This is a genomic window from Microbacterium karelineae (assembly GCF_009745985.1).
GTDB lineage: Bacteria > Actinomycetota > Actinomycetes > Actinomycetales > Microbacteriaceae > Microbacterium > Microbacterium karelineae.
This window is the reverse complement of sequence record NZ_WFIX01000175.1, coordinates 392,360-407,360: the sequence shown is the minus strand read 5'-3', so window position 1 is coordinate 407,360 and position 15,001 is coordinate 392,360. Positions and strand designations below refer to the sequence as shown.

19 protein-coding genes and 2 tRNA genes are annotated in these 15,001 nt (G+C 68.1%); 5 read left to right on the top strand and 16 right to left on the bottom strand.

Annotation, left to right across the window (positions count from 1 at the left end; genetic code table 11):
• Nucleotides 1-96: 96 nt before the first annotated feature.
• Nucleotides 97-726: a pentapeptide repeat-containing protein gene (locus tag GB932_RS05395; RefSeq protein ID WP_156759656.1), complete on the top strand. Its 630-nt coding sequence runs from the start codon at nt 97-99 to the stop codon at nt 724-726.
• 52 nt (nt 727-778) lie between these two features.
• On the opposite strand, the gene GB932_RS05390 is transcribed toward GB932_RS05395, so the two are convergent.
• Complete coding sequence (locus GB932_RS05390; protein WP_156759655.1) at nt 779-1,750, bottom strand: SRPBCC family protein; 972 nt, start codon at nt 1,748-1,750, stop codon at nt 779-781.
• Between the two features lie 2 nt (nt 1,751-1,752).
• The gene (locus GB932_RS05385) at nt 1,753-2,097 is read right to left on the bottom strand and encodes an ArsR/SmtB family transcription factor (protein ID WP_156759654.1); all 345 of its coding nucleotides are present in this window, start codon (nt 2,095-2,097) and stop codon (nt 1,753-1,755) included.
• Between the two features lie 134 nt (nt 2,098-2,231).
• Here GB932_RS05385 and valS point away from each other — a divergent pair, with 134 nt between their 5' ends.
• On the top strand, nt 2,232-4,799 hold the full coding sequence (valS, locus tag GB932_RS05380) for a valine--tRNA ligase (protein ID WP_156759653.1): 2,568 nt from the start codon (nt 2,232-2,234) through the stop codon (nt 4,797-4,799).
• Nucleotides 4,800-4,801: 2 nt separating this feature from the next.
• Nucleotides 4,802-5,035: a hypothetical protein gene (locus GB932_RS05375; protein WP_156759652.1), complete on the top strand. Its 234-nt coding sequence runs from the start codon at nt 4,802-4,804 to the stop codon at nt 5,033-5,035.
• A gap of 75 nt (nt 5,036-5,110) precedes the next feature.
• On the opposite strand, the gene clpX is transcribed toward GB932_RS05375, so the two are convergent.
• The 6 genes from clpX to GB932_RS05345 all read right to left on the bottom strand — a co-directional run bounded on the left by clpX (nt 5,111) and on the right by GB932_RS05345 (nt 9,833).
• The gene (gene clpX / locus GB932_RS05370) at nt 5,111-6,382 is read right to left on the bottom strand and encodes an ATP-dependent Clp protease ATP-binding subunit ClpX (RefSeq protein WP_156759651.1); all 1,272 of its coding nucleotides are present in this window, start codon (nt 6,380-6,382) and stop codon (nt 5,111-5,113) included.
• A gap of 162 nt (nt 6,383-6,544) precedes the next feature.
• Nucleotides 6,545-7,201, bottom strand: coding sequence for an ATP-dependent Clp protease proteolytic subunit (locus GB932_RS05365; protein ID WP_156759650.1), 657 nt, complete (start codon nt 7,199-7,201; stop codon nt 6,545-6,547).
• 23 nt (nt 7,202-7,224) lie between these two features.
• Complete coding sequence (locus GB932_RS05360; protein ID WP_197517315.1) at nt 7,225-7,818, bottom strand: ATP-dependent Clp protease proteolytic subunit; 594 nt, start codon at nt 7,816-7,818, stop codon at nt 7,225-7,227.
• A gap of 157 nt (nt 7,819-7,975) precedes the next feature.
• Entirely contained in the window at nt 7,976-9,322 is a 1,347-nt protein-coding gene (gene tig, locus GB932_RS05355) for a trigger factor (RefSeq protein WP_156759648.1), read from the bottom strand.
• A 74-nt stretch (nt 9,323-9,396) separates the two neighbouring features.
• A tRNA-Pro gene (locus GB932_RS05350) sits at nt 9,397-9,470 on the bottom strand.
• Between the two features lie 294 nt (nt 9,471-9,764).
• Nucleotides 9,765-9,833 (bottom strand) — tRNA-OTHER (locus GB932_RS05345).
• A gap of 273 nt (nt 9,834-10,106) precedes the next feature.
• Here GB932_RS05345 and GB932_RS05340 point away from each other — a divergent pair.
• Both GB932_RS05340 and GB932_RS05335 read left to right on the top strand, forming a co-directional pair.
• Nucleotides 10,107-10,766 carry a hypothetical protein gene (locus GB932_RS05340; RefSeq protein WP_156759647.1) on the top strand — a complete coding sequence of 220 codons (660 nt, stop codon included), beginning with the start codon at nt 10,107-10,109 and terminating at the stop codon, nt 10,764-10,766.
• A 51-nt stretch (nt 10,767-10,817) separates the two neighbouring features.
• Nucleotides 10,818-11,273 carry a hypothetical protein gene (locus GB932_RS05335; protein ID WP_156759646.1) on the top strand — a complete coding sequence of 152 codons (456 nt, stop codon included), beginning with the start codon at nt 10,818-10,820 and terminating at the stop codon, nt 11,271-11,273.
• 76 nt (nt 11,274-11,349) lie between these two features.
• On the opposite strand, the gene GB932_RS05330 is transcribed toward GB932_RS05335, so the two are convergent.
• The 8 genes from GB932_RS05330 to GB932_RS05295 all read right to left on the bottom strand — a co-directional run bounded on the left by GB932_RS05330 (nt 11,350) and on the right by GB932_RS05295 (nt 14,998).
• Entirely contained in the window at nt 11,350-12,288 is a 939-nt protein-coding gene (locus GB932_RS05330; RefSeq protein WP_156759645.1) for a hypothetical protein, read from the bottom strand.
• Nucleotides 12,285-12,527 (bottom strand): hypothetical protein, encoded by a 243-nt coding sequence (locus tag GB932_RS05325; protein ID WP_156759644.1) that lies wholly within the window; start codon nt 12,525-12,527, stop codon nt 12,285-12,287. The genes GB932_RS05330 and GB932_RS05325 overlap by 4 nt, the downstream gene beginning before the upstream one ends.
• Nucleotides 12,524-12,745, bottom strand: coding sequence for a hypothetical protein (locus tag GB932_RS05320; RefSeq protein WP_156759643.1), 222 nt, complete (start codon nt 12,743-12,745; stop codon nt 12,524-12,526). Before GB932_RS05320 ends, GB932_RS05325 begins: the two co-directional genes overlap by 4 nt.
• The gene (locus tag GB932_RS05315; RefSeq protein WP_156759642.1) at nt 12,742-12,996 is read right to left on the bottom strand and encodes a hypothetical protein; all 255 of its coding nucleotides are present in this window, start codon (nt 12,994-12,996) and stop codon (nt 12,742-12,744) included. The genes GB932_RS05320 and GB932_RS05315 overlap by 4 nt, the downstream gene beginning before the upstream one ends.
• Nucleotides 12,986-13,135, bottom strand: a complete 150-nt coding sequence (locus GB932_RS05310) for a hypothetical protein (protein ID WP_156759641.1) — start codon at nt 13,133-13,135, stop codon at nt 12,986-12,988. Before GB932_RS05310 ends, GB932_RS05315 begins: the two co-directional genes overlap by 11 nt.
• 65 nt (nt 13,136-13,200) lie before the next feature.
• Nucleotides 13,201-14,445 carry an AAA family ATPase gene (locus tag GB932_RS05305; RefSeq protein ID WP_197517314.1) on the bottom strand — a complete coding sequence of 415 codons (1,245 nt, stop codon included), beginning with the start codon at nt 14,443-14,445 and terminating at the stop codon, nt 13,201-13,203.
• Nucleotides 14,442-14,759: a hypothetical protein gene (locus GB932_RS05300; protein ID WP_156759640.1), complete on the bottom strand. Its 318-nt coding sequence runs from the start codon at nt 14,757-14,759 to the stop codon at nt 14,442-14,444. Before GB932_RS05300 ends, GB932_RS05305 begins: the two co-directional genes overlap by 4 nt.
• Nucleotides 14,756-14,998 (bottom strand): helix-turn-helix domain-containing protein, encoded by a 243-nt coding sequence (locus GB932_RS05295; RefSeq protein WP_156759639.1) that lies wholly within the window; start codon nt 14,996-14,998, stop codon nt 14,756-14,758. The genes GB932_RS05300 and GB932_RS05295 overlap by 4 nt, the downstream gene beginning before the upstream one ends.
• Between the last annotated feature and the right edge of the window lie 3 nt (nt 14,999-15,001).

The following is a 15,001-nucleotide window of genomic DNA, read 5'->3' as shown; positions in this document are numbered from 1 at the left end:
CGATGCTGTTGCGATGAGATTCTACCCCGCGCGGGCCCGCTCCGCACGACGGCGCTAGGGTGGGCCCGTGACGCTCTCCGACACCGCGGTCGCCTGATGCGCGCCCCCTCGCCACCCGACCTCCCCGCGCGCCGCGCGCACTCCTCGGACTCCGGTGCGCACGCCGAACTCGATGCGACGGACCTCACCTGGGCAGGCGAGGTCGACATCGCCCATGCCCATCTCACCGAGTGGGTCGTCCTGCCCGCGACGCTCGACCACGTGGCGGGGCGCGGCGCGACGCTCATCGATGTCGCCTTCGACGGCCTCGTGTGCCCGAACCTGGATCTCCGCGACGCGTCGCTCCGCCGCGTGCGCATCCGCGGCGGGCGCATCGGCGCGCTCGACCTGCAGGGCGCGCGCGTCGCCGACGTGATCCTCGAGGATGTGCGCGTCGACTACCTGACGGTCGCCGGGGCCCGCCTCGAGAGCGTGCTGCTGGCGAACAGCCGGATCCGCTCGCTCGACATGCCGCTCGCGACCGTCGAGGACACGCGGATCCAGGGCTGCGAGATCGGCGAGCTCGACGCGCGCGAGATGCGCGCGAAGAGCCTCGACCTGCGCGGCGCCGACATCGCGCGCATCCGGAACATCCAGAGCCTGCGCGGCGCCACGGTCGCCCCCGCGCAGGCCGACGCGATGGCGGCCGCTTTCGCAGACGCTCTGGGGATCCGCGTCGAGGCGTGACGCGCGCGGAGCGGGATGCACGGCTCCCGCCGCGCACCCCGCTCCGTCGCCGTCAGGCGAGCACGCCGTCCAGGCGCTGGTAGCTGAGCTCCATCCCGTCGGTCATGCCTGTCGCGAGGATCTGATCGCGGACCTCGGCGCTCTCGTACGTCATGACGTAGACGAGGAGGGTGCCCTCGGGCACGGCCGTGAGCGTGAGCTCGTTGATCGTCGTGCCGGGGTACCCCTCCATCTGCTCCGTGTGGACGAGCCTGTGGGGCGCATCCGAATCGAGCACATCGCCGATGATGCTGAAGGCCTCGCCGTCGACGCCCTCGCCCGGCACCCAGCGGTAGCGCGTCGACGAGCCCTTCCCCGCGGGCGGGACGCACTCGGTGAGCTCCCACCCGTCCATCCCGTACATCCACTTCCGCAGCAGCTCGACGTCGTGGTGCGCGCGCCACACGTCCTCCACGGATCCGCGGATCACGCGCGAGACGCGCACCTGCGTGTCCGAGAGCTTCTGCATGTGCGTCGGGATGTCGGCGGCGAAGGTCCTGAGGTCAGCGAGGACGGCGTCGATCTGGCTCATCGCGGACGTCGTGCCCTCGATCATCCCCATCTCGACGAGCTGCTCGAGCTCCTCCAGACTGTTGAAGTGGGTGACGACCGTGAGGCGCGAGCCGTCGCCTGTGTCCTCGAAGGCGAACTCCATGCGCATCGACGGCATGTCGCGGTTCGGCTCGCCGTCCTCGCCCGCGAACCCGTTGAGCACCTCGAACGAGTTCGGTGCGTCGACGGACAGGAATTCCCAGTACCCCGCGGCGACATCGCCTTCGGGACCGGTCATGGAGTAGCGGCTCTGGCCGCCGGGGAACATGTCGTGTCGGGTGAAGGTCGCCGGGTACGTCTCGGGGCCCCAGAACTGCTCGATGAGGCGCGGATCCGCGTAGGCATCCCAGAGGCGCTGCCGGCTCGCCGCGAAGTCAGCGACGATCGACGTGGTGAGGGTCTCGTGATCGGTGTCGATCGAGGTGATGGGCATCGTCAGTTTCCTTTCGGTTCGTCCAGGAGGGCGTCGAGTCGCGAGATCCGCGCCCTCCAGATGTCTTCATATGCGGCGAGGAGGTGCTGGGCGCGGCGGATCCGTTCGGGTTCGCCCCGCACGAAACGCTGCCTGCCGCGGGGATGCTTCGACACGAGCCCCGCCTCCTCGAGAACGGCGACGTGCTTCTGCACGGCCGCGAAGGACATGTCGTACGCCGCCGCGAGATCGCTCACTGCGGCTTCCTCTGTCAGGACGCGCCGCACGATGTCGCGGCGCGTCGCATCAGCCAGGGCCCGGAAGATCCGGTCGACCTCGGCATCGCTCAACTCGTCTTGTACAACCATTTGGTTGAACATTAACGCGACGCCCCGGCGGGCGCAACCCTCTTTCTCGGATCCGGGCGCAGGTACACTGGCGCGAGATCCCCCACATCTGGCACGCAGACACCGTGCCGCACATATCGCGAGGAGTTCCGCGCATGGCCGAGATGCCCGACAAGCCCAAACTCGAGGGACTCGAGACGAAGTGGGGTGAGCGCTGGGAGTCGGACGGCACGTACCGCTTCGACCGCGCCGCCGCCCAGCAGGTGGGCCGCGCGGGCGTCTTCTCGGTCGACACTCCCCCGCCGACGGCCTCGGGATCGCTGCACATCGGTCACGTCTTCAGCTACACCCACACCGACGTGACGGCGCGCTTCGAGCGGATGCGCGGCAGGCAGGTGTTCTACCCCATCGGATGGGACGACAACGGCCTCCCCACGGAGCGCCGCGTGCAGAACTACTACGGCGTGCGCTGCGACCCGACGCTGCCCTACGTCCCCGACTTCGCGCCGCCCTTCGAGGGCACGACGAAGAACATCAAGGCCGCCGACCAGGTGCCCATCAGCCGCCGGAACTTCACCGAGCTCTGCGAGAAGCTCACGGTCGAGGACGAGGCCAAGTTCGAAGAGCTGTGGCGCCAGCTCGGGCTCTCGGTCGACTGGACCCAGAACTACCGCACGATCTCGGATGAGACCATCCGCACGAGCCAGCTCGCGTTCCTCGGCAACATCGAGCGCGGCGAGGCCTACCAGGCGCTGGCGCCGACGCTGTGGGACATCGACTTCCGCTCGGCGATCGCGCAGGCCGAGCTCGAGGACCGCGACCGCCCGGCGGCCTATCACCGCCTCGCGTTCCACAAGACCGACGGATCCGGTGACATCCTCATCGAGACGACGCGCCCCGAGCTGCTCGCCGCCTGCGTCGCCCTCGTCGCCCACCCCGACGACGAGCGCTACCAGCCGCACTTCGGCTCGACCGTGCGCACCCCCCTCTTCGACGTCGAGGTCCCCGTCCTCGCCCACACGGCCGCGCAGCCCGACAAGGGATCCGGCATCGCCATGATCTGCACGTTCGGCGACATGAACGACATCATCTGGTGGCGTGAGCTCGACCTCCCGAACCGCACGATCATCGGCAGGGACGGCCGTGTGCTCGCCGACGCGCCCGAGGTCATCGCGACCGAGCGCGGCACGGCCGCCTACGCCGAACTCGCGGGCAAGACCGTCTTCAGCGCACAGAAGCGCATCGTCGAGCTCCTCGACGAGTCGGGCGAGCTCGTGCACACGGGCGAGCAGTTCACCCACCCCGTGAAGTTCTTCGAGAAGGGCGACCGCCCGCTCGAGATCGTCTCGACGCGCCAGTGGTACATCCGCAACGGCGCCCGCGACGAGGAGCTGCGGGCACGACTCCTCGCCTTCGGAGAACAGATCGACTGGCACCCCGAGTTCATGCGCGTGCGCTACGAGAACTGGGTGAACGGACTCACCGGCGACTGGCTCGTGTCGCGCCAGCGCTTCTTCGGCGTGCCGATCCCCGTCTGGTACGGCCTCGACGAGCACGGCGAACGCGACTACGACCGCGTCCTCGTCCCCGCGGCGGACACGCTCCCTGTCGACCCCTCGAGCGACGTGCCCGCGGGCTACACGGAGGCCCAGCGCGGCGTCGCAGGCGGATTCGAGGCCGAGACCGACGTGTTCGACACGTGGGCCACGTCGTCGCTCACGCCGCAGCTCGCGGGCCGGTGGCGGGCCGACGAGGAGCTCTGGAACCTCGTCGCGCCATTCGACCTCCGCCCGCAGGGCCAGGACATCATCCGCACCTGGCTGTTCTCGACCCTGCTGCGCAGCGCGCTCGAGGACGACCGCGCCCCGTGGCGCCACGCCGCCATCTCGGGCTTCATCGTCGATCCCGACCGCAAGAAGATGTCGAAGTCGAAGGGCAACGTCGTCACGCCCGCCGACATCCTCGACGCCCACGGATCCGACGCCGTGCGCTACTGGGCGGCGTCGAGCCGCCTCGGCACCGACGCCGCGTTCGACCCGCAGAACCCCACGCAGATCAAGATCGGGCGCCGGCTCGCGATCAAGGTCCTCAACGCGGCGAAGTTCGCGCTGGGCTTCGAGGCGCCCGAGGGCGCGACGGTGACCGAGCCGCTCGACCTGTCGATGCTCGCGGCGCTGGACCGCGTCGTCACGCAGGCGACGGCCTCGCTCGACGGATACGACCACGCCCGCGCGCTCGAGGTGTCGGAGGCGTTCTTCTGGACGTTCTGCGACGACTACCTCGAGCTCGTGAAGGAGCGCGCCTACGAGGGCGGCCCGGCGGGTGCGTCCGCCGCCGTCGCGCTGCGCACCGCCCTGTCGACGCTCCTGCGCCTGCTCGCCCCCGTGCTCTCCTTTGCGACGGAGGAGACGTGGAGCTGGTTCGAGGAGGGATCCGTGCACACGGCCGCGTGGCCGACGCCATCGGAGCTCGGCGGGGATCCCGAGGTCCTCGCGGCCGCCTCGCAGGCGCTCATCGGCGTGCGTCGGGCGAAGACCGAGGCGAAGGCCTCGCAGCGCACGCCGGTCGCGTCGGCCGAGATCACGGCGCCGGAGGCGCAGATCGCGCTCCTGCGCCTCGCCGAGGCCGATCTGCGAGCAGTCGGGCGCATCGCCGAGCTGGCTCTCACCCCCGGAGACGAGTTGCGGGTAACCTCGATCGCACTCGAGGAACAGGAGGCCTGATCATGCAGCTGGGCACCCGATGGCAGGCCGGCGGGGATCCCCCGCCGACGATCCCGGCGGTCATGCGCGACGAGATCGCGAGGGTCGAGGCGGCGCTGCCGCGCGTGGGCCCCCTGCCCATGTGGACCCTCACGTGGCTCGAGTCGCGTCCCATCGCCGAGCTCGACAGCGGGATCGAGGTGACCGTCGACGCGGACGGCGCCGCGACCGTGTCGACGTTCGATCCGATGGACTGACGTCGCACGGACGACGCGGCCCTCGGATCCTCACGGAACCGGGGGCCGCATCGTCTGTGGCGCGCGGCGCCGGCGTCAGGCCGACTTGCGACGCTCGCGGAGCACGACAGTGGGAGCGGCGCCGTCCTCGACGGCGGCGCGGGTCACGAGCACCTTCGCCACGTCGGTGTTCGACGGGATCTCGAACATGATCGGCCCGAGAACGTCTTCGAGGATCGCGCGGAGCCCGCGGGCGCCCGTCTTGCGGTCCACGGCGAGATCGGCGATGGCGCGGAGCGCCTCCTCGTCGAAGTCGAGCTCGACGCCGTCGATGTGGAACATGCGCTGGTACTGCTTCACGAGCGCGTTGCGCGGCACCGTGAGGATGTCGACCAGGGCATCCTGGTCGAGCGGCTCGACGGCGGCGATGACGGGGAGTCGCCCGATGAACTCGGGGATCAGCCCGAACTTGTGCAGGTCTTCTGGTCGCACCTCGGAGAACAGCGCCTCGTTGCCGTTCTTCGACTGCAGCGGTGCGCCGAAGCCGACGCCCGCGCGCCCGACGCGCGAGGACACGATGTCGTCGAGGCCCGCGAAGGCGCCCGCGACGATGAACAGCACGTTCGTCGTGTCGATCTGGATGAACTCCTGGTGCGGGTGCTTGCGACCACCCTGCGGCGGCACCTGCGCCGTCGTGCCCTCGAGGATCTTCAGCAGCGCCTGCTGCACGCCCTCGCCCGAGACGTCGCGTGTGATCGACGGGTTCTCGGCCTTGCGGGCGATCTTGTCGACCTCGTCGATGTAGATGATGCCCTGCTCGGCGCGCGCGACGTCGTAGTCGGCGGCCTGCAGCAGCTTGAGCAGGATGTTCTCGACGTCCTCGCCCACGTAGCCGGCCTCGGTGAGGGCCGTCGCGTCGGCGACCGCGAAGGGGACGTTCAGCCGCTTTGCGAGCGTCTGCGCCAGGTAGGTCTTGCCCGAGCCGGTCGGGCCGAGCATGAGGATGTTGCTCTTGGCGATCTCGATCTCTTCGGCCTTCTCATCCGCCGACTTGAGCTCGCCGCCCGCGCGCACGCGCTTGTAGTGGTTGTAGACGGCCACGGCCAGGGCCCGCTTGGCGCGATCCTGTCCGACCACGAACTCCGCGAGGAAGTCGAAGATCTCACGCGGCTTCGGCAGATCGAACTCGGCGACCTCGCCGTCGCCGGCCGACTCGGCCATGCGCTCTTCGATGATCTCGTTGCACAGTTCGACGCATTCGTCGCAGATGTACACGCCGGGGCCCGCGATCAGCTGCTGTACCTGTTTCTGGCTCTTTCCGCAGAACGAGCACTTGAACAGGTCGGCGCTTTCGCCGATTCGGGCCATGCCATCACTCCCTCGAGGTCTGGTCGCGGTGTTCTTCCAGGTTAGTCCAGGCCTCCGACAGACGAACGCAGCGGAGTGTCGCCGGTCCCGGCGCGTCGCCCGACGACGCCGCGCCCCGCCCGGAGGACCGGGCGGGGCGCGGTGCGTGCGCGGGAGTCGGGGTCAGCTGACCGGCCCGCGCTTGCGGGTCGTGAGCACCTGGTCGACGACGCCGTACTCGACGGCCTCCTGCGCACCGATGATCATGTCGCGGTCGATGTCCTTGTGGACCTCGGCCGCCGACTTGTTCGTGTGCCGCGCCATCGTCTCCTCGAGCCAGGTGCGCATGCGCGAGATCTCGGCCGCCTGGATCTCGATGTCGGACGCCTGTCCGTGACCGGATCCGCCGATCGCCGGCTGGTGCATGAGGATGCGCGCGTTCGGCAGCGCGAGTCGCTTGCCCGGTGCGCCGGCAGCCAGCAGCACCGAGGCCGCCGACGCCGCCTGCCCGAGCACGACCGTCTGGATCTCGGGCGAGATGTACTGCATCGTGTCGTAGATCGCCGTCATGGCCGTGAACGAGCCGCCGGGCGAGTTGATGTACATGATGATGTCGCGGTCGGGGTCCTGGCTCTCGAGCACCAGGAGCTGCGCCATGACGTCGTCGGCCGACGCGTCGTCGACCTGCACGCCGAGGAAGATCACGCGGTCCTCGAAGAGCTTGTTGTACGGATCCTGGCGCTTGTAGCCGTACGCCGTGCGCTCCTCGAACTGCGGGAGGATGTAGCGGCTCGACGGAACCTGCAGACCCTGGGGCGTGGGGGTGTATGGAGTGTGCATCGTCAGAGAAGTCCCTTGCTTGATCAGTTCGACTCGCGCTCGGTGCCGCCGCCGCCGGCGACGTCGGTCGCGCTCTCCCGGATGTGGTCGACGAAGCCGTACTCGAGCGCCTCCTCGGCCGTGAACCAGTGGTCGCGGTCGCCGTCTTCGTTGATCTGCTCGACGGTCTTGCCCGTCTGCGCCGCCGTGATCTCCGCGAGGCGATTCTTCATCGCGACGATGAGCTGGGCCTGCGTCTGGATGTCGCTCGCGGTGCCTCCGAAGCCGCCGTGCGGCTGGTGGAGCAGGACCCGCGCGTTGGGCGTGATGTAGCGCTTGCCCTTCGTGCCGCTCGTGAGCAGCAGCTGTCCCATCGAGGCGGCCATGCCGATGCCCACCGTGACGATGTCGTTCGGCACGAACTGCATGGTGTCGTAGATGGCCATGCCGGCGGTGATCGACCCGCCCGGCGAATTGATGTAGAGGTAGATGTCCTTCTTCGGGTCCTCGGCGGCGAGCAGGAGGATCTTGGCGCAGATCTCGTTCGCATTGTCGTCGCGGACCTCGGATCCCAGCCAGATGATCCGGTCCTTCAGCAGCTGGTCGAAGACACTCTGTGCCATCAGCGGTTCAGGCATTCTCACTCCATTCGGGTGTGGCGTCGATATGACACTACCGGCGGCCTCGTGCGGCTCCGGCCGTGTTCGCCGTGGGCATACGGTGCGGTGTCGTGACACGGCGAGAGGGCCGCCGCCATGCTGGCGAGCGGCCCTCTCGGCACGTGATCGGATCAGATCACTTGGCGTCTTCTGCGCCGTCCTCGGGCGACTCATCCGACTCGTCGACCTCGTCGACCTCGTCGTCCTCGGCGGGGACGAAGCCCGTGAGGTCGACGGCGTCGCCGTTCGTGTCGACGACCTCGGCCTTGCCGAGCACGACGGAGATCGCCTTGTTGCGCGCGACGTCGCCCATGATCGCCTGCAGCTGATTGCCCTGCTGCAGCGCCTGGATGAAGTCCTGCGGGCTCATGCCGTACTGGCTCGAGGCCTGGATGAGGTACTGCGTGAACTCGTCCTGCGAGACCTGGACGTCGAGCTCCTTGGCGATGCGATCGAACAGGAGCTGCGTGCGGAACTGCTTCTCGCTGGCCTCGGTCACCTCGGCGCGGTGCTCCTCGTCCTCGAGGCGGTTCTCCTGCTCGAGGTGGCGATGCACCTCGTCCTCGATGACGCTGGCGGGAACGGGCAGCTCGACGGCCTCGAGGAGCTGCTCGACGAGCTTGTCCCGCGCCGCCGAACCCTGCGAGAACGTGCTCTTCTGCTTCGCCTGCTCGGCGAGCGACTCACGCAGCTCGGCGATCGTGTCGAACTCGCTCGCCATCTGGGCGAAGTCGTCGTCGGCCTCGGGGAGCTCGCGCTCCTTGACGGCCTTGACGGCCACCTGGACCTCGGCCTCCTCGCCGGCGCGCTCGCCGCCGACGAGCTTGGAGCGGAACGTCGTCTCCTCGCCCGCCGTGAGCGAGTCGATCGCCTCGTCGGTGCCTTCGAGCAGCTCGCCCGAGCCGACCTCGTAGGAGACGCCCTCGGCGCGGTCGATCTCGTCATCGCCGATCGTCGCGACGAGGTCGAGCTCCACGAAGTCGCCCTTCGCGGCCGGGCGGTCGACGGGGACCAGCGTGCCGAAGCGCGCGCGGAGCTCGTCGAGCTCGGTGTCGATCGCCGCGTCGTCGACCTCGACGGCGTCGACCGTGACGGTGAGGTTCTCGAGGTCGGGGACCTCGAACTCGGGCGCGACGTCGACCTCGATGTCGACCTCGAGATCGCCCGAGAAGTCCTTCTCGGCGGGCCACGTCGTGATGTCCGCCTGCGGGCGACCGAGGATCTGGAGCTCGTTCTCGACGACCGCCTCGCGGAAGAACGTGTCGAGGCCCTCGTTCACGGCGTGTTCGATGACGGCGCCGCGACCGATCCGCTGGTCGATGATCGGAGCCGGCACCTTGCCCTTGCGGAAGCCCGGGATCTCGACGTCCTTCGCGATGTGCGAGTAGGCGTGGTCGATGCTCGGCTTGAGTTCGTCGGGCGTGACCGTGATGTGCAGCTTGACCCGCGTCGGGCCCAGCTTCTCGACGGTGGTGTTCACCATGCTGGTTCGCTTCTCCTTGTTGCGTCGCCCACGACGAGCTGCGCCACGGGCTGAGGTCTGGGGTGGGCCGGATGTCGGGGCGACAGGATTCGAACCTGCGACCTCCCGCTCCCAAAGCGGGCGCTCTACCAAGCTGAGCTACGCCCCGCGGATTCCGCACGATCGGGAACACGAAACGGCCTCGACGAGTCTAGCCGACGCGAGCCCCCGCTCCTCACAGGCGGCCTCGACAACACGATGCAGTCGATCCGGATGAGGCGTGGCGCGTGTCCCGCAGAACTTCGGGCCTGCCGCCGCGTCGGCCCCCAGATCGACTGCGTTGTGCTGCCGGCGTGAACGCCATCCGACTGCCGACGGCGACACCGGGGGACGCCCCCGCGACCGATACGACGCGAGGCCCCTGCGAAGTCGCTATGCGACGAGCAGGAGCCTCGGCTACGTGAGGGGATGACGAGAATCGAACTCGCGTGACCAGTTTGGAAGACTGGTACCGGCGTGAACCGTCATCCCCACGATGTCAGGCAGGAGTTGATCAAGCCCCCTCGTCGACGTTGCATCCTGTAGCAGGCTGAATCACCTTCGTGCCACTCCTTATGGCACGCGGGTGGCACGCCCCCTACCCCTGCCGATTCGAAAACGCGGCACCCGAAACGCGGGGATTCACCCTCCGCATGTTCGCGAGGTTTGGGCGATCGGGATGGTTCCGCAGTGTCGCCCCTGCCGAGTAGTGTGACGGCCCACAGCACCGCGAGTTGTCCGCTCGCCGATCACAAAGGAATACCCCGTGCGCACCAATCACGCCCGCAACGCCCTGTTCGCGCTCGCAGCAACGACGCTCGCGCTGACCGGATGCACGAGTCCGCCCATGCAGGAGCCTGTCGACGTTCCAGCCGCTTCCGAGACGGAGGAAGCGCAGACGCCGATGCAGGAGCCTGTGGAGACGTCAACGCCGACCCCGACGCCCGACCCTGAGCCCGCAGCGGGCACTCGCGAGAATCCGATCCCCGTCGACACGCTCACGCAGTACGCGAGCGATTCAATGTGGAAGTTCGCCGTCGGCGCCAGCGACCCGAACGGCTGGGAGAACACGATTCAGCCGCACGACCAGTACAACCCCGCGCCAGACGATGGACACTCGTACATCGTCGCGCCGTTCCACGTCGAAGCGGTCGAGGAATCACAACCTGAGGGTGCATCGCCGGTCGATTCTCTCGACATCACCTATGTCACCGCGGGCGGGAACAGCTACCCCTACCTGTACGGCACAGCCTGCATCGTGATGATGCCCAACGCGTTCCGCGACGTCGGCGTCATGTATCCCGGCGCGAAAGCCGACGGCAACGTCTGCGTGTCGGTCCCCACCGAAGACGCCCCCGGCGGAACGTGGCGAATCGCTGCCGTCATGGACCCCGATGCGTTCATCTTCCTCGACGGCGTCGAATAGCCGCATTCGCGACACGAGGCTAAATACCTGATCACAAGCTAAAATAGAGACATGCCTCGTGCCAACCAGCTGCCAAAGACACCGGTGAAAGCGGACGCCGCTCGCCGAGCCAGTGAAGCCTGGTCACTACGCGTGGCCGGGTTCACATGGGAGGAGATCGCCGATCAGGTCGGTTTCAGCGACGCGCCGGGTGCTCATCGTGCGGTGAAGAACTTCTTCGATGACGTTCCGCAGCCGGATCGTGAGCAGCTCCGCGAGCTGGCGCGTGAGCGGGGCGAGGCGTTGTGGAAGCAGGCGTTTGCGGATGCGCTGGAGCAGCGTCCTGGCGCCGTGCGGGCGGCGGTTGCTGTGATGCAGCGTCAGGCGGCGCTCGACGGCTTGGATGCGCCGACGCGCACCGAGGTGTCGCTAGAGACGGATCGTGAGATCGACGAGCTTGTCGCCGAGGTGCTCACGTTCCGCGATGGTCGCGAGTTGGTCGCGGGGGTCGATGACGATCCTGCCTAGGTTCCCGCTACCCTCCTTGCGGGATGAGGAACGCCCCCGAGTTGGTCAGCTCTCGGGGGCGTTCGTCGTATCGGCGCTACGCGAGGGTCCAGGCGGGGATGGCCTGCGCCGACCTCTGCGCGGCGTTCTCCGCGTCTCTTGCGGCGCGGAGGGACTCGAACCGCTCGCGGTCGGTCTCGGGCGCGAGAGACGGGTGCGCGGTCCACGTCTCCTCGCGGAAGTCGGCGACGTTCGGCGAGTACGCCCACGGTTCGGCGTATCCCTCGTCTGGGCTCGCGTCTGGCACCTGGATGTAGCAGCGGAACCGTTCGGCGTCGTCGGTCTCGTCGAGCCCCAGGAAGCTCAGGCCAGTTGAGGCTTCGATGCCGACGGCGGCGAGGCGTCGGGATGCTCCGCGGCCTGGCCGCCCGCGCCGCTTCCACACGCTGCCGCACGGCCCACACAGGGCGGCAGGCGAGCCGTCGTCCCAGTTGAGCGGCTCCGCGTCGTCGAGCCACCTCTCGGCCCGCTGGGCGCCACACAGCGCGCACGAACCGCGCCCTTCGGTGTCCTCGTGGAGGCCGGTGCGCGGGCGCCAACGGATGACCTGTGCCCGGATCTCGCGACGGTCTTCCGCGGATAGGTGCGCCCACCGCGAGCCTGTCCGCTCGGTGAGCGTCTCGGCCGTGACATGGGGGACGCGCAGCCCGTCGATAACCATCGTGAGGGTTCGCTCGGCCGTCACGGGGTGCGTGATCGCGAGCACGTCACGAGTGGTCGTGTCGTCGAGCCCGGTCACTTCGCCGACGATCTCCGCGTCGGTCATCCCTGCGCAGCGCGCGCAGGTGCGAGTCCAGGCGTGCGGCGGGTCGGTCACGCGACCTCCGCCCGGACGGTCGGCCTCGGCGAGGAGGACGACAGTCCCGCGCTCGTCGACGGTGCGCAGGCCGTCGCTCTCGCCGCTCCCGGCGCGCACTTTGTCGCCGCAGGTCCGGCAGATCGATTCGGGCAGGGTGGCGTACTTCTGACTGGTCATTTCGTGTCTCCGTTCGTGGTCGTGTTGACGGCGGCGAGCATGAATCCGAGGCGGATCTCATGCGTGAGGTACTCCTCGATCTCGTGCCGGGTCTGATCGGTCGAGGCGCGGAAGTAGATCCCGCCGTACTCGCGCAGGACGCCCTTATTGACGAGGCCGTCGAGCACTTCGCGCACTCGCTCCATGGGGTAGGCCGATCGCTTGGCGATGTCGCGCGGGTCGATCGTGGAGATCATCATCGGAGCCCCCGATCGCGCAGTCCCTCGCGTGCTCTCGCGATGCGCTGCTCTCGGGCACTCAGGTACGGGCATGTCTCGTCGTGGAGGATCGTGCCCTTGTACACGCCCGGTTCGATCTCGACGACCGACACGTCGGCGTTGCAGTCGGGGCAAGCGTCGGCAGCGACGAGCGTTGCAGTGAGCGGCCTGCCGAATGCGTCGCGCTGTCTGGCGGTCATGATCGAGCCCCTTTCATGCGGGCTCGGGCGAGCCGCTCTCGCACGGTCTGCACGCGCCACGAGCGCACCGCGAGGGCCTCCGCATCATCGACGGTCGCGGAGGCCGTGAGCGTGCCTCTGAGGGCGCAGAGCGGGTGCCTGAGCCCTGCCGCGAGGGCGCCGCGCGTGAGCGTCAGCTCGTGGCCGCATTCGTCGCACAGGGTGGGATCGATGATCCGCGAGGGCGCCGTGATGGCGTTGTCACTGGTCATGGGGTTCTCCTTCGTTGCGGATCTCGTCGAGCCACGACTCGACGACCGGGTACGGCATGGCGATGCCCGCCGGATAGAGCGCGTTCTGAGCGATAGCGACTGACGCGTCGTCGGGGATGCGCGCGAGCACATCGCGCACGTCGTGAGTGATCGAATGACGCAGGCCGGATCGGCTCGCGGGCTTTGGCGGCTGAGGGCGCGGTCTCATCGGAGCACCCCCGCTTCGGTGTCGGAGCGGAACACGAGGTGCTCATCGCCCATGTCTTTGCACGTCCCGTAGTTGCCGGGCACGGGTGGAGCGTCGCATCCGTCAATTGCGCACGTTGCGTCCCGCCCAGGCGGTGTTGCATCCGTTGCATGTGTTGCATCGGCAGAGCCGCTCCCCTCGGCACTTGCAACGCTTGCAACGCTTGCAACAGGGGTGTACAGACCACGTGCGGGCTTCTGGATCCGGCCCGAGTCGTACAGACGTCCGAGGAGCGTTCGGGCATCCGCAATATCGAGAGCGGCCTCTACGTCTGCGGCCCGCACCCCGGCGGGGTTGTCATTGACGTAGCGGAGGACCTCGGCGGATCGATCCCCGAGATTCCCTACAGCCCGCGACTCGGCGAGCGCCTCACGCGCTTGGGCGAGATCGTCACCATCGAGCATCCAACGAACGCCATCGCAAATCAGCTGATACTCCCCTTCGGGCGCATCGCGTGAGGTGACCGAGAGAACGCCGTTCACCTTCGTCCGTTCGCGGCGGAGGACGATGACCGTATCGGCGGATCCGGCGAGACCCTGAGTGCCGCTGACCGAGTCGAGGAAGTCGTCTGACATGGCCTTGCGGGTGTGGTGCACGACGACGATCGCAGCTCCCGGCACGTCGTCCGCAAGCCCCTTTAGGGCACCGCCCACGCGGTAGTCGCGTGCATAGTCGGTCTCCCCTGCCGTGGCGGGCGGCATGACCTTGCCGAGCGTGTCGAGGAATACGACGGGCTTACGTTCGTGATGACGTTCCATGAACTCGTGGATGTGATCTAGCACCTCGTCACGGCCCGCTGAGACCTCAAACACGAGGTTCCTTGACCAGGGAGCGCCGAGTGCCCGAATGCGATCCTGAAGGCGCCTCTGGCCGTCCTCCAGTGCTAGGTAGAGGACCGGGCGGGCGTCGCCGACAGCGATAGCGCCGAGAGCGTCGCGACCAGTAGCCACCGCGCACGCGAGGTCGAGAACGAACCAACTTTTGCCGACCTTCGGGGCTCCGACGAGCATCGATAGCCCCTCGGGCAGGATTCCGGGGATCACGTATGAGATGGGCGGAAAGTTCTGACTCATGAGCCATTCCGCGTCGAACCGGCTCGCACCTACGAAAACCCCGGAGGTGTCGCGCTCGGAAAGGTCGTCGTAGGAACCCATCTCGCGCGCTCTGGCGAGTCTGGCGTTCATCTCGACGGCGGCGCTCATGCCGCGCTTCTTTCGGGCTCGTCGAGGTGCGCGACAGGAACGAACATCTCTACCGGCTGGCGGATGTCGCCCATCGACTGGCCGAGCGATCCCATGACGCGCGTCCAGTAGTCATCGAGGTCGCCACGCTCGTCGAGCGTTTCCAGCTCGGCGACTCGGGCGAGACGGTCGAGAAGGAACTCCTGCCGGACCTCTGGCGCGTAAGCGCGGAGCCACAGCCGCCCCGACTCGCGACGAAGCTGGTGCACTTCGGCGAGGGCCTGCCGCATCGTGGGCGTGAGGGGGTCGGCTACCGGGGTCGCGGCGGGGTTCACTTCTCGCTCGCTTCGATCATGAGCAGGTCACGCAGGTACGACGTCGGGATGCGGATCGAGCGGCCGATACGGAACGACGGGATTCCGCCTTCGGCGACCTTCTCCTGAATGACACGAGGGGCGAGCCCAACGGCTGAGGCTGCCGTGGGGATGTCTACGGCGTCGTATTCACGGATCGCCAACTGTGCCGCCTCACGGCGTTTCTTCTCGACGGCAGTTTCCGAGAGCTTGATGACCATGGC